The sequence below is a fragment of the Polaromonas sp. genome (genome assembly GCF_029945685.1).
Classification (GTDB): Bacteria; Pseudomonadota; Gammaproteobacteria; order Burkholderiales; family Burkholderiaceae_C; genus Polaromonas.
Window position 1 is genome coordinate 294,771 of record NZ_JAQSDA010000020.1, and the last position, 19,643, is coordinate 314,413.

Consider the following 19,643-nt stretch of genomic DNA (forward strand, 5'->3'; position numbering starts at 1 on the left):
AGTGAGCCGAGAAGGGGGGAACTCATAAGGGAATATTCCCGTGTTTGCGCCACGGATTCTCAAGCTTCTTGTCTTTCAGCATCACCAGCGAGCGGCAGATGCGCTTGCGGGTTTCATGCGGCAGGATCACGTCGTCGATGAAGCCGCGCGCGCCAGCCACAAAGGGATTGGCAAACCGCGCCTTGTACTCGGCCTCTTTCGCAGCCAGCTTGACCGGGTCCTTGCGGTCTTCGCGGAAGATGATCTCGACCGCCCCCTTGGCGCCCATCACGGCGATCTCGGCGTTGGGCCAGGCAAAATTGACATCGCCGCGCAGGTGTTTGGAGCTCATCACGTCATAGGCGCCGCCGTAGGCCTTGCGCGTGATCACGGTGATTTTCGGCACCGTGCATTCGGCGTACGCATACAGCAGCTTGGCGCCGTGTTTGATGATGCCGCCGTACTCCTGGCTGGTGCCGGGCATGAAGCCGGGCACGTCGACAAAGGTGATGACCGGAATGTTGAAGGCATCGCAGAAACGCACAAAACGCGCCGCCTTGATCGAGCTCTTGATATCCAGGCAGCCCGCCAGCACCAGCGGCTGGTTGGCGACGATGCCGACGCTCTGGCCTTCCATGCGCGCAAAACCGATGATGATGTTTTTTGCGTACTCGGGCTGCAGCTCGAAGAAGTCGCCGTCGTCCACCGTCTTGGTGATCAGCTCCTTCATGTCGTAAGGCTTGTTCGGGTTCTCGGGCACCAGGGTGTCCAGGCTCAGGTCCATGCGGCCGGCCGGGTCGGCGCTGGGGCGGATAGGCGCCTTCTCGCGATTGTTCAACGGCAGGTAGTTGTAGAGCCGGCGCAGCATCAGGAGCGCCTCGACATCGTTTTCAAACGCCAGGTCGGCCACGCCGCTGCGCGTGGTGTGGGTGGTGGCGCCGCCGAGCTCCTCGGCGGTGACTTCCTCGTGCGTCACGGTTTTCACGACCTCGGGGCCGGTGACAAACATGTAGCTGCTGTCCTTGACCATGAAGATGAAGTCCGTCATGGCCGGCGAATACACCGCGCCGCCGGCGCAGGGGCCCATGACCATGCTGATCTGCGGCACCACGCCCGAGGCCATGACGTTGCGCTGGAACACATCGGCATAACCGCCGAGCGACGCCACGCCTTCCTGGATGCGGGCGCCGCCCGAATCATTGAGGCCGATGACCGGGGCGCCGACCTTCATGGCCTGGTCCATCACCTTGCAGATTTTCTCGGCATGGGCCTCGCTGAGGGCGCCGCCAAACACCGTGAAGTCCTGGCTGAAGACAAACACCAGTCGGCCGTTGATCATGCCGTAGCCGGTCACCACGCCGTCGCCAGGGACCTTGTTGTCAGCCATGCCGAAGTCGGTGCAACGGTGCTCTACAAACATGTCCCATTCTTCGAACGTGCCTTCGTCGAGCAGCAGCTCCAGCCGCTCGCGCGCCGTGAGTTTTCCTTTGCCGTGCTGGGCATCGATGCGTTTCTGCCCCCCGCCCAGGCGGGCTGCGGCGCGTTTTGTTTCGAGTTGTTCAAGAATGTCTTGCATGGTTCGCTTTCTGTATGCTCTCTATTTAATAGCTGCTGGCGCACGCCCTGATTGGGCTGCAAGCAGATTTCTTGCTGCGGTGGAGGCCGGGATGCGGCCACTTTCGACATCGGCCACCAGGGTGGGCAACAAGGCGCTGACCGCCGGGTCCTGCCGAAAGGCCTGCTTGAGCCCCGCATCGAGACGCTCCCACATCCAGGCCAGCGACTGGTGCCGGCGGCGTTCGGCCAGCCGGCCGTTGGCGGTCTGAATGTTTTTGAACTGCGTCACCGCTGCCCAGAAGTCATCGACCCCCTGCTTGTGCAGCGCGCTGAGCTGGATCACCTGCGGGTGCCAGAAGGAGTCGTAGGCCGCGGTCTGCGCCTCACCTCCGTGATTCGCCATCGCGTTGTTGACCAGCCCGAACAGGCGCATGGCCGAAGCAATTTGTGCCTGCGCACGCATGGCGGCATCGGCATCGATGTCAGCCTTGTTGATGACGACCAGGTCGGCCAGCTCCATGACGCCCTTCTTGATCGCCTGCAGGTCGTCGCCGGCATTGGGCAGCTGCATCAACACAAACATGTCGGTCATGTTGGCCACGGCGGTTTCGCTTTGGCCCACACCGACGGTTTCGACGATCACCACGTCGTAACCGGCCGCTTCGCAGACCAGCATGGCCTCGCGCGTTTTTTCCGCCACGCCGCCCAGCGTGCCGCTGGACGGACTGGGCCGGATGTAGGCGCGTTCGTGGACCGAAAGATGTTCCATGCGCGTCTTGTCGCCGAGGATGGAGCCGCCCGACACACTCGACGAGGGGTCAATGGTCAGCACCGCCACGCGATGGCCCTGCGCGATCAGGTAAAGGCCCAGCACTTCGATGAAGGTAGATTTGCCGACACCGGGCACGCCGCTGATGCCCAAGCGGAAGGCCTTGCCGGTGTGGGGCAACAAGGCCGTCAGCAACTCGTCGCCCTGGGCGCGGTGGTCAGTGCGTGTGGATTCGAGCAGGGTGATGGCTTTGGCGATGGCACGGCGCTGCGCGGCGGCGTCGCCGCGCAGAACCTCATCCACCAGTTCGCCGGAAGTCACTTCAGCGCAGCCTTGATCTGCTCCAGCACATCCTTGGCGCTGGCCGGGATCGGGGTACCGGGGCCGTAGATGCCTTTGACACCGGCCTCGTAAAGCATTTCGTAGTCCTGGCGCGGAATCACGCCGCCGACAAACACGATGATGTCGTCGGCGCCCTGCTTCTTGAGCTCGGCGATGATGGCGGGCACCAGGGTCTTGTGGCCGGCGGCCAGGGTCGAGACGCCGACCGCATGCACGTCGTTTTCAATCGCCTGGCGCGCGCATTCTTCGGGCGTCTGGAACAGCGGGCCCATGTCCACGTCAAAGCCCAGATCGGCAAAAGCGGTGGCCACGACTTTCGCGCCGCGGTCATGACCGTCCTGGCCGAGCTTGGAGATCATCACGCGCGGACGCCGGCCTTGCGCTTCGGCAAAGGCGTTGATCTCGGACTTGAGATTTTCCCAGCCTTCGGCCGAGTCATAAGCGGCTGCATACACACCGGTCACCTTTTGGGTATCGGCGCGGTGGCGCCCGTAAACTTTTTCCAGCGCATCGCTGACCTCACCAACTGTAGCGCGCAGGCGCACAGCTTTGATGCTCAGGTCCAGCAGGTTGCCCTCGCCTTTGTCGGCAGCGGCCGTCAACGCGTCCAGCGCGGCCTGCACCGCGGCACTGTCGCGGCTGGCGCGGATCGCCTTCAGGCGCGTGATCTGGCCGTCGCGCACCGCGACGTTGTCGATGTCGCGGGTTTCGATCGCATCCTCGGTCTTGAGCTTGTACTTGTTGACACCGACGATGACGTCCTTACCGCTGTCGATGCGCGCCTGTTTTTCAGCGGCCGCCGCCTCGATCTTGAGCTTGGCCCAGCCGCTATCCACCGCTTTGGTCATGCCGCCCATGGCATCGACCTCTTCGATGATGGCCCAGGCGGCGTCAGCCATGTCCTGGGTCAGTTTTTCCATCATGTAGCTGCCGGCCCAGGGGTCGATCACGTGGGGAATGTGGGTTTCTTCCTGGATGATGAGCTGGGTGTTGCGGGCGATGCGCGAGGAGAACTCGGTCGGCAGCGCAATCGCCTCGTCAAAACTGTTGGTGTGCAGGCTTTGTGTGCCGCCGAAGACAGCGGCCATGGCCTCGATGGTGGTGCGCACCACGTTGTTGTAGGGGTCCTGTTCGGTCAGGCTCCAGCCGCTGGTCTGGCAGTGGGTGCGCAACATCAGGCTTTTCGGACTTTTGGCGTTGAACTCCTTCATGATGCGGCACCACAGCAGGCGTGCGGCGCGCATCTTGGCGACTTCAAGGTAGAAGTTCATGCCGATGGCCCAGAAAAAACTCAGGCGGCCGGCAAAACCGTCGACGTCCAGGCCCTTGGTAATCGCCGTCTTCACATACTCCTTGCCATCGGCCAGGGTGAAGGCCAGTTCGAGCGCCTGGTTCGCGCCGGCTTCCTGCATGTGGTAACCGGAGATGGAAATCGAGTTGAACTTCGGCATGTGTTGGGCCGTGTACTCGATGATGTCGCCGATGATGCGGATGCTGGGCGCCGGCGGGTAAATGTAGGTGTTGCGCACCATGAACTCTTTGAGGATGTCGTTCTGGATGGTGCCGCTGAGCTGGTCCTGCGCCACGCCCTGCTCCTCGGCCGCCACCACATAACCGGCCAGCACCGGCAGCACCGCGCCGTTCATGGTCATGGACACCGACACCTTGTCCAGCGGGATCTGGTCAAACAGGATCTTCATGTCCTCGACCGAGTCAATGGCCACGCCGGCCTTGCCGACGTCGCCCGTCACGCGCGGGTGGTCGCTGTCGTAACCGCGGTGCGTGGCCAGGTCGAAGGCGACCGAGACGCCCTGCCCGCCGGCGGCCAGCGCCTTGCGGTAAAACGCGTTGGATTCCTCCGCCGTGGAAAAACCCGCGTACTGGCGGATGGTCCAGGGCCGCACCGCGTACATGGTGGCCTGCGGACCGCGGATGAAAGGCTCAAAACCCGGCAAGGTGTTGGTGTAAGGCAGGTCCTTGGTATCTTCCGCGGTGTACAGCGGCTTGACGCTGATGCCGTCGGGGGTTTGCCAGTTCAGCGCGTTGACGTCGCCGCCGGGCGCCGATTTGGCCGCCGCCTTGGCCCAGGCCTCCAGGGTGGCAGAGGCAAATTCGGGGCTGGAGGGAGGTTTGGGGGTGCTCATGGCGCGTGTTTCGATGGGTTTGCGCAGCTAGGCTGCCGATTTCGCCAGTTTACATTATTTATAATTATTGATGCAGAATTTAGTTTCGGATAAGATCGCGCTGTCCAGCCCTCTGGCTGCAATCGACTCCTTACCACGACCATGGCCGCTGTTTCACTGACCCCCCGCGCACTTTACGAAGAGGTGGCGGAGCTTTTGCGCCAGCGTATTTTCAGCCGCGAACTGGCGCCGGGCAGCTGGATCGACGAGCTCAAGCTGGCCGAAGAATACGGCATCAGCCGCACGCCGCTGCGTGAAGCCCTCAAAGTGCTCGCCACCGAAGGCCTGGTGACCATGAAGGTGCGGCGCGGCGCCTACGTCACCGAGGTGTCCGAACGCGACCTGGCCGATGTCTACCACCTGCTGTCGCTGCTGGAAAGCGACGCCGCGGGCGTGGTGGCGAGCCAGGCCACCGAGGCCCAGCTGCAGGAACTGCAAACCCTGCACCGCGAGCTCGAGAAAGCCGTGACCAACCGCGAGCGCTTCTTCCAGATCAACGAAACCTTCCACATGCGCCTGCTGGAGATCGCCAACAACCGCTGGCGCGACCAGATGGTGGCCGACCTGCGCAAGGTCATGAAGCTGAACCGCCACAACTCATTGCTCAAAAGCGGCCGTATCGAAGAGTCACTGGCCGAACACCGCGCCATCATGGCGGCGCTGACCGCACGCGATGCCGATGCCACCGTGCAGCGCATGCGGGAACACTTCAGGAACGGGCTGGAAGCGGCGGCTTGACAGGCTGTTTGATCGGCCGCGTGACCAGAAACACCCCCGGCAGGATCAGCAGCGCGCCGACCGCATGGTGCCAGCCCGGCGGTTCACCCAGCAACCAGGCCGCCCCCGCTGCGTAAAGCGGGCCCAGGTACAGCGCCACGGCCACCCGGCTGGCCCCGAGGATTTTCTGCGCCCAGCCGTAGATCCAGTAAGCACCCACGCCGGGAATCAGCGCGGCCACCACCATCAGCAACAAGGCCTGTCCACCCAGGATGTCCGCGCCGGGCCGCGTCGCCTCCCACAGCGCCGGCGGCAGCAGGACCAGGGTGCCGCCAATACAGATGGCGGCCAGCCGCGCCGTCGCGCTCAGGGAACTGGGCCACCTTTTCTGCAGCAGCGCATAAGCGGCCCAGGACACCGTGGCCGCCAGGATCCAGGCATCCCCTGCCACAAAAGACACGTCGGCCAGGGCCGTCCAGCGTCCCTTGACGACCACGTGCACCACGCCCGTCAGCGCCAGCAGCACACCGGCGGCCTGCCGCGCGCCGAAACCCTCGCCCAGCCACCACATCGCCCCGAGGGCGATCAGCACCGGCGAGGCTGAATAGATCAGCGCAATGTTCATGGCCCCGGTGGAGCGCGCCCCTTCATACACCCAGGCACCGCAAACCAGCATGCCCAGGAAACCGAGCACCAGATATTGCCGCCAGGCGCGCATGATTGCAGCGCGTTGCACCCAGAGTTCAGCCCGGGTCAGCACAATGAGGATCAGCGCAGCCAGGGCCCAGCGGCCCAGCGCCAGCATGTAGGGGCCGATCACGCCCGGCGCCTTGCGCGCCACGATGTAGTTGACGGCCCAGAGTGCGGGCACCAGCCACAGCAGGAGCAGCGCCCGGCGCGTCTCGCGTTGCGCGGAATCAAACATGGGCCGCCACCGCAACCTGCCATGAAGAGTCAGCGCTTTCCCCCGCAGCGCCCGGCGCATGGGCCAGCGCCATCACCTCGCGCGGGTGCAGGTGCTTGAGCTTGTGGTCGCTCCAGACCTGGCGCCAGCGCCGCGAACCGGGCAGGCCGTGCCGCAGGCCGAGCATGTGGCGGGCGATCGTTGGCCAGGGCGTGCCGTGTTCCGCGAACGCCCCGGCCATGTAGTCGGCCATCTGCGCCTCGACGGACTCACGCGTCGCTTCGCCGGGCGCCGCGCCAAAAAAGCTCTCGTCCCAGGAGGCCAGCCACCAGGGGTTGTGGTAGGCCTCCCGCCCGACCATCACGCCGTCGAGTTCGCGCAATTGCGCCGCCACCTGTTCGCCGGTGGTGATGCCGCCGTTGATGGCGATGGTGAGGTCGGAAAACTCCCGCTTGAGCCGGTGCACCATCTCGTAGCGCAGCGGCGGCACCTCGCGGTTTTCCTTCGGGCTCAGTCCCTTGAGCCAGGCATTGCGCGCATGCACGATGAAGGTGCTGCAGCCCGCCTCGCTGACCGTGCCGACAAAATCGCGCACGAAGTCATAACTTTCACCCTTGTCGATGCCGATGCGGTGCTTGACGGTGACGGGCACCGTCACCACGTCGACCATGGCTTTCACGCAGTCGGCTACCAGTTGCGGCTCGGCCATCAGGCAGGCGCCGAAGGCACCGCGCTGCACACGCTCGCTGGGACAACCGCAATTGAGGTTGATTTCGTCGTAGCCCCATTGCTCACCGAGCCGGGCGCAGTGCGCCAGATCGGCCGGCTCGCTGCCGCCCAGCTGCAGCGCCACCGGGTGTTCTTCCGCGTTGAAGCGCAGGTGCCGCGCCACGTCGCCATGCACCAGCGCGCCGGTGGTCACCATCTCGGTGTAGAGCAAGGCATGGCGTGAGAGCAGGCGGTGGAAGTAGCGGCAATGCCGGTCGGTCCAGTCCATCATCGGGGCCACGCTGAGGCGGTGTGCGGGGAAAAGACCGGAATTCATGAGGGAAAGAGCGGATGCAGGGGGCATGGAGGCCCCTATTTTCTCACGCGAGCCTGCCGGACGCCGCCATGGGGCCGCAAAAATGACGCCGCAGAGGGTAGGCACCGACACCGACACGGGCGCGCAAGCCGGATAATGGCAGCCTGGGCCGCACCTGCGCCGGCCTTCCCAACACCACGCCATGACCAAGACCGACCTGCCCCTGCGGATGACCTGTTCCACCAGCCCCCCGGAACCATCGCCCTCCTCGCCTTTCTTCCTGCGCCAGCGCAGGACCAGCCCGCGCGCCGCCGTTCTGCTGCCGCTGCTGCTGGCGCTGGCGGCCTGTACCTCGGTGCCGCTGCCGCCCTGGCCGTCGCCCACCGGCACGGTCGCGCCCCCGCCGCGGGTGGTGCTGGCACCGGCGCCCGTCCCCCTTCCCGCCGTCGTCGTCCAGCCCGTCCCCGACCGGCCGGCGATGGCCCCCTCACCTGCCAGCGCCGCCCCCTACAGCGCCGCCGTCGCCGCCCGCTTCCCGGCGCCTTCCGTCATCTACAACACGCCCGGCCTGCAGCAAGGGCGCAGCAGCTTCACTTCGAATGCGGAAATCCAGACCTGGCTGCGTGAACTCAGCACAGCGGCATCGCGCTCACCGGGCCTGAAAGCCGCCGTGCTGCCCATCGGCCAGTCACAACGCGGTGAGACCCTGGAAGCCCTGGTGCTGACGCGTGCCGCCGGCACCGACGCGGCCGCCATCGCTGCCTCCGGTCGCCCCACCGTGCTGCTGGTCGGCCAGCAGCATGGCGACGAACCCGCCGGCACCGAAGCCTTGCTGGTCGTGGCCCGCGAACTCACCGAGGGCCTGATGCGGCCAGTGCTCGAGCGTGTCAACGTCATCATCGTGCCGCGCGCCAACCCCGATGGCTCGGCCGCCGGCCAGCGCGTCACCACGGGCGGCCTGGACATGAACCGCGACCACCTGCTGCTCAACACGCCAGAAGCGCAGGCCCTGGCCCGGCTCGCGCGCGACTACCACCCGACGGTGGTGGTCGATGCCCACGAATACACGGTGGTGGGCCGTTTTCTGCAGAAATTCGGTACGGTGCAGAAATACGACGCCCTGCTGCAGTACGCGACCACCGCCAACATTCCCGAGTTCCTGACCAAAGCCTCCGAGGAGTGGTACCGCCGCCCGCTGGTGACGGCCCTCCAGGCGCAGGGACTGAGTACCGAGTGGTACTACACCACGTCGGCGGACCTGGCGGACAAGACCATCTCCATGGGCGGCACGCAACCCGACACCGGCCGCAACGTCAGCGGCCTGAAAAACGCGGTCAGCCTGCTGATCGAAACCCGCGGCGTGGGCATCGACCGGCTGCACATCCAGCGCCGCGTGCACACCCATGTCACGGCGATCTCCAGCGTGCTCGCCAGCACCGCCCAACGGGCCAGCGAACTGGGCCAGTTGCAGCCCTACATCGAGAAAGAGATGAGCACCCTGGCCTGCAAGGATGAGGCCGTGATCGAGGCCGCACCCACCCTCACCCAGAAGGATCTCGTCATGCTGGACCCGGTCACCGGCGCCGACAGGACCGTGAAAGTCGAGTGGAACTCGGCACTCACATTGCGCAAGATCAAGACCCGTGTGCGCCCCTGTGGCTACTGGCTGTCGGCGGGATCGCGAACGGCTGTGGAGCGGCTGCGCCTGCACGGCGTGCAGGTGCTGCGGGTGGCCGAGCCGGCGTCCATGCTGGGCGACCTCTACCGCGAGACGGCCCGTTCGGCCGGGGTCCGGCAGGACGTGCGCGGCAGCATCGCCGATGCCGGGCAGATCGTCCGGGCCGAGGTAGCGCTGGTGCGCGGCGTGATCGACGCACCGTCCGGAAGTTACTACGTGCCCTTGAACCAGCCGCTGGCCAACCTCGTGATCGCGGCGCTGGAACCGGACACGCAAAGCAGCTATTTTGCGAACCGGCTGCTCGACAGCCTGTCCAGCACCGCGCGCGTCCTGTCCGAACCCACCCTCCGGACTGAAGAGCTGCCCTGAGCGATGCCGTACAAAGGCCCGGCGCTGCATGCGATTTGTGCGACCCGGCCTACAGACAAGGCGGCACCGGCGTGCACTAATGATGGATCACCACGAAAGGATTCATCATGAAAACATTTGCGCTCCACCCCAAGATGCTGACCCTGTCGGGCGTGTTCTACCCCACTGGTTATGCCTTCATCATGTTTCCCGAGGGTGCCCAGGCGGAGCAGGCGGCGCGTGAGCTGGAAGAAAGCGGCTTCGACAGCGAAGCCGTCATGCTGCTGGAGCCCGACACCATCCTGCGCGAGATTGGCCGGGTCAACGGCGAGTCTGATGTGATTCTGCCCTCGGTTGGCACCGAAGGCGCCACGGTCCAGAAATATGTCACCCTGGCCCGCGCCGGCCAGCACGCCCTGATGGTGCACGCGCCTTCCGAGAATGAGACAGAACACGTGATGACCGTGGTCAGGAAGCAGCCCTTTTCCTTTGCCCAGAAATACCACATGCTGGCCATGGAAGACCTGGAATAGGACGACCCTCTTGACTGCTATCAAATAAGTAGCTATAGCCGCTTGCAAATAGAGGGCTGGAGCCCTCTTCTATCTAGAAATCTCCGCTGCCGCCGTGCGCCAGGCTCTCGAACTTGGTGATGCGGTTGATAAACGCCAGCTTGACCGTGCCGGTGGGGCCGTTACGCTGCTTGCTGATGATGACCTCGGCCACGCCGGGTTCCTTGCAGGCGTCCTTGGTGTAGTACTCGTCGCGGTAAATGAACATGATGATGTCGGCATCCTGCTCGATCGCGCCGGACTCGCGCAAATCGCTCATCATGGGGCGTTTGTCGGTGCGGGACTCGACACCGCGGCTCAGCTGTGACAGCGCGATCACCGGGCACTGCAGCTCCTTGGCCAGCATCTTCAGGCCGCGCGAAATTTCGCCGACGGCCGTGGCACGGTTTTCCTCGGCCATGCCGCTGGACACACTCATGAGCTGCAGATAGTCGACCACGATCAGGCCGAGCTTGCCGCACTGGCGCGCCAGCCGCCTGGCGTTGGCGCGCAGCTCACTGACCGTCAGGCCGGGGGTTTCGTCGATGTGCAGCGAGATGTTGCGCAGCTTCTCGATGGCTTCGGTCAGGCGCGGCCACTCCTCGTCGGTCAGCGCGCCGGTGCGCAGATGGGTCTGGTCGATGCGGCCGATCGAACCGACGATACGCACCGCCAGCTGCGAGGCGCCCATCTCCATGGAAAACACCGCCACCGGCAGGCCTTCGTTGAGCGCCACATGTTCGGCGATGTTGATGGCCAGCGCGGTTTTGCCCATGGACGGCCGCGCCGCCAGGATCACCAGGTCGCCCGCCTGAAAGCCGGAGGTCATCTTGTCGAGGTCGTAAAACCCGGTGGGCACGCCGGTGACGTCGTTCGGGTTTTCCGACATCTCGGTGACGCGGTCCAGCAGGCTGACCACCAGGGTGTCCATGCTCTGGAAGCCCTGTTTCATGCGCGAGCCCTGCTCGCCGATCTTGAAAATTTTCTGCTCGGCCTCGTCCAGGATCATGGCCACCGCCTTGCCCTGGGGGTTGAAGGCATTGGTGGCGATCTCGTCGCTGGCGGCCACCAGCTTGCGCAGGATGGAGCGCTCGCGCACGATCTCGGCATAACGGCGGATGTTTCCGGCACTGGGCACGTACTGGGCCAGCGAGTTGAGGTAACTCAGGCCACCCACGTCTTCCGCCTTGCCCTGGTTCTGCAGGTGCTCGTACACCGTGATCACATCGGCCGGTTTGGTCGCATTGATCAGGGCGCCCACGGCGGCATAAATCAGCTTGTGTTCGTAGCGGTAGAAGTCCTCGTCGACCAACAGGTCGCCGACCCGGTCCCAGGCGCCGTTGTCCAGCAGCAGGCCGCCCAGCACACTTGATTCGCCCTCGATCGAATGCGGGGGAATGCGCAACTGGGCAATCTGCCGGTCGGCGCTGTAACGGGGGTCGGGAGCGGTTGAAAGTACGGCGGACATGGGTTTCCTGAGAGAGTGCTAAATACTACGCCGCCACAGCGAAAACGCGGTGGATAAAGTTGTGAACAAGCGTGGGAAATGCGGTGTAAATCCCCGCGGGAGATGTGCACAACTGCGCCGGACGGCCGCACCATTGAAAAAGCCGCTCAGGGAGCGGCTTTTCAGGGGCAGCGAGGCCGATCAGGCAGATTCGCCGTACACCGTCACGGTGATGTCCACAGCCACATCGGTGTGCAGCGCAACAGTCACCGGGTGGTCGCCAACAGTCTTCAAGGGACCGTTGGGCATGCGGATCTGCGACTTGGCCACAGGGAAACCCTGTTTGGTCAGTTCGGCAGAAATGTCGTGGTTGGTGACAGAACCAAACAGACGGCCGTCCACGCCGGCTTTTTGCGTGAGCTTGACGGTGGTACCGCTGAGTTTTTCGCCCTGGGCTTGCATGTCGGCCAGCTTGGCAGCGGCGGCTTTTTCAAGTTCGGCGCGTTTGACCTCGAACTCCTTGATCGCCACAGCGGTTGCGCGGCGGGCGCGGCCGGAAGGGATCAGGAAATTGCGGGCGTAACCGTCCTTGACCTTGACGACTTCACCCAGGTTGCCCAGGTTGACGACTTTGTCGAGCAGAATGATTTGCATGGTCGTGTTCCTTACAGGCTGCGGTGCTGGTCGCTGTAAGGCAGCATCGCGAGGAAGCGAGCGCGCTTGACGGCGGTGTTGATCTGGCGCTGGAAAATCGCGCGGGTGCCGGTCAGGCGTGCGGGAATGATTTTTCCGTTTTCGGCTACGAAATCGCGCAGGGTGTCGATGTCCTTGTAGTCGATTTCTTCAACGCCGGCAGCGGTGAAACGGCAAAAACGCTTGCGCTTGAACAGCAGGGATTGGGTATTGCGCTTGGGGCGCTTGTCTTTATTGAAACGTTTTGGTCCGGGCATGATGGACTCCTTAAATGGGGTTCGGTACTGATTCGATGGCTTGGATATGGAAAACAACGCTCTTGCTACCGCGGGCATTGACCAGAAAACCGGTGAACCTGAAGGGTTTGCCTAGGGGCAACTGGCCAGTTTGCTCAGCCAGCGCTCCAAAAGCCACCGCTTTCATCGTCAATTTGACCTGCCGGGTGGAACCTGCTTCTGTCATTTTCGACTCGTGTTCGAGGACGAAATTGGCAGCGGGGATTCCAGCGGGGGTGTAGCGAAGAGGACTGGCCTCGGCGATACAAGCGGTCAATTCAACGCGGTTCACTGCAGAATCATGATCTTGCGCCGATGCGCAGCAATCAGTTGTTCAACAGCATGTGGGGCAACCCGATGAAGGGTCAGGCCGCATACTCCTGCTGCTGTGCCTTGCGGGCTTCTTCCCTCTCGACGTTGCGCATCATGAGGGACGGGCCGGTTTCAGCCTTTTTCTTGACCACGGTCAGGTGGCGCAACACGGCGTCGTTGAACTTGAACGCGTGTTCAATTTCTTCCATCACGGCCTGGCTGGCTTCGATGTTGATGCACAGGTAGTGGGCTTTGGCGAGTTTCTGGATCAGGTACACCAGCTGGCGGCGGCCCCAGTCTTCAACACGATGCACTTTTCCACCGCCGGCGGTAATCATGCCCTTGTAACGTTCCAGCATGGCTGGGACTTGCTCGCTTTGATCCGGGTGGATCAGCAAGACGATCTCGTAATGACGCATAAACTCTCCTTGTGGTTTGGTTGAAGCTGCCCCAGCGTCGTTAAGGGTGCAGCAAGGCGAAGCCCATGATTATATACCACCGCAATATGGCCCCCACGGTTACTCGCTACGCGTAGCGCCCTGCCCTCGAAGGCCGCTGCGCCGGCGGAGCCGGTTCCGCGGCCCCTGCTTGAAAGGGAGAGCCCCAATGTCGCTCGTCGCGCATAGATCCCCTTGCCCCCGAGGGGGGCTGTTCCTGGACGGCCTGCCGCAAACACCCGCCCATGAAAAAAGCCCGGAAACTCGCGTTGCCGGGCTTTTGGGTTGCGGCTGACCGGAAGTCCCGGTCAGTTCAGGGCTCAGCGCACAGGATCAGCACGCAGGGTTGGGTAGCGCACATGCTCGACCAGCTCCTGGATCTTGCGGCTGGGCGCAGGGGTGACCAGGCTGACCAGGATGATCACGGCAAAACCGATAGGCACACCGAAGACACCGGCCGAGATCGGCTGGATTTCCCACCAGAGTTGAACCGGTGAGGTGATGCCGAACAGACCGCGCATCCAGGGCTGGGTGGTGACCATGTAGAAGAACGTGGTTCCCAGTCCGGCGATCATGCCCAGGGAAGCGGCGATGCCGGTGGCACGTTTCCAGAAGATCCCCAGCGTGAGGGCCGGGAAGAACGCAGCCGCTGCGAACGAGAATGCCGCAGACACCAGGAACAGAATGTCGGCCGGTTTCTGGGATGCCACGTAGGCGGCAGCCAGTGCAACCACCAGCAGCAGGACCTTGGAGATGGTCACGCGGCGTGCGGTCGATGCGTTCGGGTCGATCATCTTGTAGTACAGGTCATGGCTGAGCGCGTTGGCAATCGTCAGCAGCAGGCCGTCAGCCGTGGACAGCGCAGCCGCCAGACCGCCAGCGGCCACCAGGCCGGACACCACGTAAGGCAGGCCGCCAATCGCGGGCGCGGCCAGCACGATGATGTCACCACCGATGGATATCTCGTTGAGCTGCAAAATGCCGTCCTTGTTGATGTCCACCACCGACAGCAGCGTCGGATCGACCTTGTTCCAGGCAGAAATCCACTCCGGCAAGGCGTTGAACGGCGTACCGACCACCAGGGTGAAGACCTCATATTTCACCAGCACGGCCAGCGCCGGCGCTGTGAAGTACAGCAGGAAAATGAAGAACAGCGACCAGGTGACGGATTGCCGCGCTTCCTTCACGCTCGGCACCGTGTAGTAACGCATCAGGATGTGCGGCAGTGCGGCGGTACCCACCATCAGGCAGAAAATCAGTGCCAGAAAGTTACGCCGCGAAACGTCGTAAGCATGCTGGGCAGCGGCATCGCCATTGGGGTCGCCAGCAAACTGCTGCGCATGCGGCGGCATACCATTGAGCGGTTTGGCCTTGGTGTCGGCACCGGCTTTTGCAGCTGTCCAGGCCTTCCTGGCCGCAGCTTCATCCTTCGGCAAGGCAGCAAGCGCTTTTTCAGCGGCAGAAATTTCCGACAGCGCGCCATTGGCGGCCTTCAGGTCCGCCACGGTTTTCTCTGCGGCCGCCTTGTCGGCAGCCAGGGCAACGGCCGGGTTCTTGAGCTTTTCAGCCAGGGCTGCAGAGCGCTGCTTGTAGATCTCGCGGACTTCAAGCTCTTTCGGATTGCTGGTCAGCTCTTTTTCCTTGGCCGTCACCTTTTGCAGCTGGAAGCCGTAGATCGCCTGCGGAATCGGGACGCTGGTCTGTTTGACCGACAGCCACACCACCGGAATCATGTAAGCCACGATCAGGATGATGTACTGGGCCACCTGCGTCCAGGTCACGGCACGCATGCCGCCCAGGAAAGAACAAACCAGAATGCCACCCAGACCCAGGAAAATCCCGAGTTCAAAGGCTACACCGGTCAGGCGCGCAGTGATGATGCCGACGCCGTAAATCTGTGCCACCACATAGGTGAAGGAGCACAGAATCGCAGCGACGATCCCAAGAAAGCGCGGCAGGTTGCCGCCATAACGCTCGCCCAGGAAGTCGGGAATCGTGAACTGGCCGAACTTGCGCAGGTAGGGCGCAAGAAACAGCGCCACCAGGCAGTAACCACCGGTCCAGCCCATGATGAAGGCCAGGCCGCTGTAACCGGTCAGGTAAAGCGTTCCGGCCATACCAATGAAGGACGCCGCAGACATCCAGTCGGCGCCGGTCGCCATGCCGTTGTACATGGCCGGGACACGACGCCCTGCCACGTAGTATTCGGCAGCGTCGGTCGTACGGCTCATGATGCCGATGCCGGCATACAGGCCGATGGTGGCGAGCAGGAAGATCAGGCCGATCCACTGTCGGGACAAGCCCATCTGTTCAAGGACGGCCAGCACAATCACAAAGGCCAGAAAGCCTCCGGTGTACCACTTGTAGACCTTGCCCAGGCCTGCCTTGAAGGCAGCATTGGAGGCCGCAGTGTTAGTGCCGGCGTCGTTACCAAACATTCCAGCCATGATTATTCCTCGCTTTCTTCAACACCGTGTTCGATGTCGAGCTTGCCCATGTACCAGGCGTAATAGCCGATGATCGCCACGTAAATCACCAAAGCCCCCTGTGCTCCCATCCAGAAGCTGAAGGGCCAGCCAAAGAAATTGAAGCTCAGCTCGCGGGCGTAGTAGCTCACGACGAACGTCACGACGAACCAGATCACGAGAAGGACTCCCGTGATGTTGAGGTTCTTTCGCCAATAACGGCGATGGTTGTCAGTCAACTGCATAACACTTGCCTCCATCTAACAACACCCTTTCGGGCACATCACGATCGCCACTTGTCCCCAAGCGTGGCCTGCAAGCCGGATCGCGTCTCTTATAAGCCTGGGCCCAGACCCCGGCCGTCAAATAACCACTCAGCTGGTTTGCCGTCAGGAAGACTGCGCTGCTGCGCGCAGTCCCGTCTCGCGTTCCAGCTGGGCGGCCACTTTAGGCTCAAACCGTTTGAGGTGGCGAATGACCTTCACCGCCTCATCAGGGTCTTGCCTGTCGACATGAACCCGCGCCAGCTGATACCAGCCAAACGGGCTCATGGGTTGCAGTTCTGTATTTTTCTTGAGTGCCTGAACCGCTTCGTCAAAGCGGCGGTCACGAATCAGCAGCAGTGCCAGGCCGTACCAGGCCCGATCCATCTTGGGTTCAATGTCCAGCGCGCGGCGAAAGGCGGGCTCCGCATCGGCGTGGCCGCCGATGTCTTCCAGCATGTAGGCCAGGTTGAACCAGGCCGCGGCATTGTCGGGGCAAAGCTGCGCCAGCAAGCGCAATGCGGCGATGGCGCCGTGTTTGTCGCCTTCCTGCGCGAGGACATGAGCGCGGCTGGCCAGGGCATAACGGTCACCCGGCCGCAGCACCAGCATCTGGTCGAATTTCTCGAGGGCCACCAGCTGCTTGCCAAACACCAGCAGCACCAGCGCCTGCAGCTTGAGATACCAATAGGCCAGGATTGTGTTCATTTGCAAAGCTCCACACCAATTTCAAGACAGATCCGGATGCGTGTCAGGGTCGCGGCCACCCAGACAAACAGCAGCAACAAAAACGCCACGAGCGGAACGTGGCGGTCAATGATTTGTTTCGGAGTGATGAAGCGGGCGGCCGCCACAAAGGGTTTGCCGACGATCTGCAGGATCTGGTAGAACAGGTTGCCGTCTTTTTTGGCGCCCGCCAGCAAGCCAAGCACCCACTGCCCGAATAACGCGAGCAATGCGATCTCTGCTATCAATTTAAGAGTAGACGCGGCAAAAAGCATAGGGGCCCTGGCAACAAAAGCTTGATTGTTGCCCCGGTGCTTACCGACTTCTTACAAACTGCCGTACACCGCGGTAAACCCCGTTGAAACCCTGCCTAGGACTTTCCCTTGGTTCTGGCTACCTGCAAAGGCAGCTAGAACCAAGTACCTACAAGAGGGCATTGCGCGCCCGCCCCGCGCCTGACGTGGTCGGCGCAGGTGAGCCAACGCGGCCTAGTTCGCCAACTGCTTCCAGGTGTCGATGACGGTGTCGGGATTGAGCGAGATCGACCCGATGCCCTGCTCCTTGAGCCACAGCGCAAAGTCGGGATGGTCGCTGGGGCCCTGGCCACAGATGCCGACGTATTTGCCCTGGCGCTTGCAGGCCGCAATCGCCTGGCTCAGCAAGGCCTTGACGGCGGGGTCACGCTCGTCGAAGTCCTTGGCCAGGATGTCCAGGCCCGAGTCGCGGTCCAGGCCCAGCGTGAGCTGGGTCAGGTCGTTCGAGCCGATCGAAAAGCCGTCGAAGTACTCGAGGAACTGGTCGGCCAGCACCGCATTGCTCGGCACCTCGCACATCATGATGATGCGCAGGCCATCCTCGCCGCGCTTGAGGCCGTGTTGGGCCAGCAGTTCCGTGACCGCCCTGGCCTGGCCCAGCGTACGCACAAAAGGCACCATCACCTCGACATTGGTCAGACCCATGTCCTTGCGCACGCGCTTGAGCGCTTCGCACTCCATGGCAAAGGCCTCGGCAAAATCAGGGCTGAGGTAACGCGCCGCACCGCGGAAACCGAGCATCGGGTTTTCCTCTTCGGGCTCGTAGCGCGAACCGCCGATCAGCTTGCGGTACTCGTTGGACTTGAAGTCCGACAGGCGAACAATCACCGGCTTGGGCCAGAAGGCCGCGGCAATTGTTGCGATGCCTTCGGCCACCTTGTCGACATAAAAAGCGCGCGGCGAGGCATGGCCACGCGCCACACTTTCCACCGCCTTCTTCAGGTCGGCATCGACCTGCGGGTAGTCGAGGATGGCTTTCGGGTGCACGCCGATGTTGTTGTTGATGACAAACTCCAGCCGCGCCAGGCCCACGCCGTGGTTGGGCACCTGGCAGAAGTCAAAAGCCAGCTGCGGGTTGCCCACATTCATCATGATCTTGATGTCAATCGGCGGCATTTCGCCGCGCTGCACCTCGGTCACTTCGGTCTCCAGCAGGCCGTCGTAGATGTTGCCGGTATCACCCTCGGCGCAGCTCACTGTCACCAGCATGCCGTCCAGAAGCCGCTCGGTGGCGTCACCACAGCCGACCACCGCCGGGATGCCAAGCTCGCGCGCAATGATGGCGGCGTGGCAGGTGCGCCCGCCGCGGTTGGTCACGATGGCGCTGGCGCGTTTCATGACCGGCTCCCAGTTCGGATCGGTCATGTCGGTGACCAGAATGTCTCCGGGCTGGACCTGGTCCATGTCCTTGATGTCGTGCACGATACGCACCGGGCCGGTACCGATTTTCTGGCCGATGGCGCGGCCCTCGGCCAGCACGGTGCCGGTGCCCTTGAGCTTGTAGCGCATCTCCGCCTTGCCCTTGGACTGGCTTTTCACCGTCTCGGGGCGCGCCTGCAGGATGTAGAGCTGGCCGTCGGTGCCGTCCTTGCCCCATTCGATGTCCATGGGACGGCCGTAGTGGTCTTCGATGATGACGGCGTAACGCGCGAGCTGCTCGACATCGGCGTCGGTCAGCGAGTAACGGTTGCGCAGTTCGGCCGGCACGTCGGTGGTCTTGACCAGCTTGCCGCCGGCCTTCTTTTCCTCCGCCGTGGTGAATTCCATCTGCAGCAGCTTGCTGCCCAGGTTGCGGCGGATCACGGCGCGGTTTCCAGCCTTGAGCATGGGCTTGTGTACATAGAACTCGTCGGGGTTCACCGCGCCCTGCACCACCGTCTCGCCCAGCCCGTAGCTGGAGGTGATGAACACCACGTCCTCGAAGCCGCTTTCGGTGTCGATGGTGAACATCACGCCGGCCGCGCCGATGTCACTGCGCACCATGCGCTGCACGCCGGCCGACAGGGCCACGTCGGCATGGGCAAAGCCCTGGTGCACGCGGTAGCTGATGGCGCGGTCGTTGTAGAGCGAGGCAAACACCTCTTTCATCTTGTGCAGCACGTCTTCGATGCCCACCACGTTCAAAAAGGTTTCCTGCTGGCCGGCAAACGAGGCGTCGGGCAGATCTTCAGCGGTGGCCGATGAGCGCACCGCAAAACTGGCCTGGGCGTTGCCCGCGCTCAATGCGGCAAAACTGCTGCGCACGGCTTTTTCGAGGTCTGGCGGGAAAGGCTGGGCTTCGACCAGCGTGCGGATCTGGGCGCCGGCGACCGCCAGGGCACGCACATCGTCGGTGTCCAGCTTGTCGAGGACGGCGTTGATTTTCTTGTCCAGCCCGTCGTGGGCCAGAAACACGCGAAAGGCGTGGGCGGTGGTGGCAAAGCCGGTGGGCACCTGCACGCCCTTGGGGCCGGTCGGCAGCTGCGAGATCATTTCGCCGAGGCTGGCGTTTTTACCGCCGACAGACTCGACGTCCGTCATCCTCAGGTTTTCAAACGGTACGACCAGGGCGGTCGCCTCAAAAAGCTTGGACATGAAAATACTCCGGGAGGTTTAAAAACGGGGGTATCGGCCATGCGCGGCAAGCAACCTTGTGGTTCTTGGAAGGGGTTGTAGCGGG

18 protein-coding genes are annotated in these 19,643 nt (G+C 63.0%); 3 read left to right on the forward strand and 15 right to left on the reverse strand.

Annotated features, from left to right (window positions below; genetic code table 11):
• Positions 1-22 precede the first annotated feature (22 nt).
• From PSV26_RS13000 to scpA, 3 genes are read right to left on the reverse strand one after another with little or no spacing between them, the layout of a single operon-like run.
• Positions 23-1,555: an acyl-CoA carboxylase subunit beta gene (locus PSV26_RS13000; RefSeq protein ID WP_300519055.1), complete on the reverse strand. Its 1,533-nt coding sequence runs from the start codon at positions 1,553-1,555 to the stop codon at positions 23-25.
• Positions 1,556-1,576: 21 nt separating this feature from the next.
• Complete coding sequence (gene meaB, locus PSV26_RS13005; protein ID WP_300571320.1) at positions 1,577-2,626, reverse strand: methylmalonyl Co-A mutase-associated GTPase MeaB; 1,050 nt, start codon at positions 2,624-2,626, stop codon at positions 1,577-1,579.
• Positions 2,623-4,791 carry a methylmalonyl-CoA mutase gene (scpA, locus tag PSV26_RS13010; RefSeq protein ID WP_300571323.1) on the reverse strand — a complete coding sequence of 723 codons (2,169 nt, stop codon included), beginning with the start codon at positions 4,789-4,791 and terminating at the stop codon, positions 2,623-2,625. Before scpA ends, meaB begins: the two co-directional genes overlap by 4 nt.
• A gap of 141 nt (positions 4,792-4,932) precedes the next feature.
• Here scpA and PSV26_RS13015 point away from each other — a divergent pair, with 141 nt between their 5' ends.
• Positions 4,933-5,568: a GntR family transcriptional regulator gene (locus PSV26_RS13015; protein WP_300519048.1), complete on the forward strand. Its 636-nt coding sequence runs from the start codon at positions 4,933-4,935 to the stop codon at positions 5,566-5,568.
• On the opposite strand, the gene PSV26_RS13020 is transcribed toward PSV26_RS13015, so the two are convergent.
• Complete coding sequence (locus PSV26_RS13020; RefSeq protein WP_300571325.1) at positions 5,540-6,472, reverse strand: DMT family transporter; 933 nt, start codon at positions 6,470-6,472, stop codon at positions 5,540-5,542. The genes PSV26_RS13015 and PSV26_RS13020 overlap by 29 nt on opposite strands.
• A complete protein-coding gene (gene dusA / locus PSV26_RS13025; RefSeq protein WP_300571327.1) occupies positions 6,465-7,496 on the reverse strand; it encodes a tRNA dihydrouridine(20/20a) synthase DusA in 1,032 nt (343 codons plus the stop codon). The genes PSV26_RS13020 and dusA overlap by 8 nt, the downstream gene beginning before the upstream one ends.
• A 181-nt stretch (positions 7,497-7,677) precedes the next feature.
• On the opposite strand from dusA, the gene PSV26_RS13030 reads away from it, so the two are divergent.
• Together PSV26_RS13030 and PSV26_RS13035 are read left to right on the forward strand one after the other, a co-directional pair.
• Positions 7,678-9,522: a M14 family metallopeptidase gene (locus PSV26_RS13030; protein ID WP_300571329.1), complete on the forward strand. Its 1,845-nt coding sequence runs from the start codon at positions 7,678-7,680 to the stop codon at positions 9,520-9,522.
• Positions 9,523-9,629: 107 nt separating this feature from the next.
• Complete coding sequence (locus tag PSV26_RS13035; protein WP_300519038.1) at positions 9,630-10,034, forward strand: RNA-binding protein; 405 nt, start codon at positions 9,630-9,632, stop codon at positions 10,032-10,034.
• 73 nt (positions 10,035-10,107) lie between these two features.
• Here PSV26_RS13035 and dnaB read toward each other — a convergent pair whose 3' ends face one another.
• The 10 genes from dnaB to ppsA all read right to left on the reverse strand — a co-directional run bounded on the left by dnaB (position 10,108) and on the right by ppsA (position 19,558).
• The gene (gene dnaB / locus PSV26_RS13040) at positions 10,108-11,520 is read right to left on the reverse strand and encodes a replicative DNA helicase (RefSeq protein ID WP_300519035.1); all 1,413 of its coding nucleotides are present in this window, start codon (positions 11,518-11,520) and stop codon (positions 10,108-10,110) included.
• 180 nt (positions 11,521-11,700) lie between these two features.
• Positions 11,701-12,153, reverse strand: a complete 453-nt coding sequence (gene rplI / locus PSV26_RS13045) for a 50S ribosomal protein L9 (RefSeq protein WP_300519032.1) — start codon at positions 12,151-12,153, stop codon at positions 11,701-11,703.
• A gap of 11 nt (positions 12,154-12,164) precedes the next feature.
• On the reverse strand, positions 12,165-12,449 hold the full coding sequence (gene rpsR / locus PSV26_RS13050; RefSeq protein WP_077592883.1) for a 30S ribosomal protein S18: 285 nt from the start codon (positions 12,447-12,449) through the stop codon (positions 12,165-12,167).
• Positions 12,450-12,459: 10 nt separating this feature from the next.
• Positions 12,460-12,759: a primosomal replication protein N gene (priB, locus tag PSV26_RS13055; protein ID WP_300571331.1), complete on the reverse strand. Its 300-nt coding sequence runs from the start codon at positions 12,757-12,759 to the stop codon at positions 12,460-12,462.
• Between the two features lie 73 nt (positions 12,760-12,832).
• Positions 12,833-13,198, reverse strand: coding sequence for a 30S ribosomal protein S6 (gene rpsF, locus PSV26_RS13060; protein WP_007871089.1), 366 nt, complete (start codon positions 13,196-13,198; stop codon positions 12,833-12,835).
• Positions 13,199-13,536: 338 nt separating this feature from the next.
• Positions 13,537-15,663 (reverse strand): sodium:solute symporter family protein, encoded by a 2,127-nt coding sequence (locus tag PSV26_RS13065; protein ID WP_300571333.1) that lies wholly within the window; start codon positions 15,661-15,663, stop codon positions 13,537-13,539.
• Positions 15,664-15,665: 2 nt separating this feature from the next.
• A complete protein-coding gene (locus tag PSV26_RS13070) occupies positions 15,666-15,926 on the reverse strand; it encodes a DUF4212 domain-containing protein (RefSeq protein WP_300519014.1) in 261 nt (86 codons plus the stop codon).
• A gap of 144 nt (positions 15,927-16,070) precedes the next feature.
• Positions 16,071-16,652 (reverse strand): tetratricopeptide repeat protein, encoded by a 582-nt coding sequence (locus tag PSV26_RS13075; protein WP_300571334.1) that lies wholly within the window; start codon positions 16,650-16,652, stop codon positions 16,071-16,073.
• Complete coding sequence (locus tag PSV26_RS13080; protein WP_300519008.1) at positions 16,649-16,945, reverse strand: hypothetical protein; 297 nt, start codon at positions 16,943-16,945, stop codon at positions 16,649-16,651. Before PSV26_RS13080 ends, PSV26_RS13075 begins: the two co-directional genes overlap by 4 nt.
• 213 nt (positions 16,946-17,158) lie before the next feature.
• On the reverse strand, positions 17,159-19,558 hold the full coding sequence (gene ppsA / locus PSV26_RS13085; protein ID WP_300519006.1) for a phosphoenolpyruvate synthase: 2,400 nt from the start codon (positions 19,556-19,558) through the stop codon (positions 17,159-17,161).
• Between the last annotated feature and the right edge of the window lie 85 nt (positions 19,559-19,643).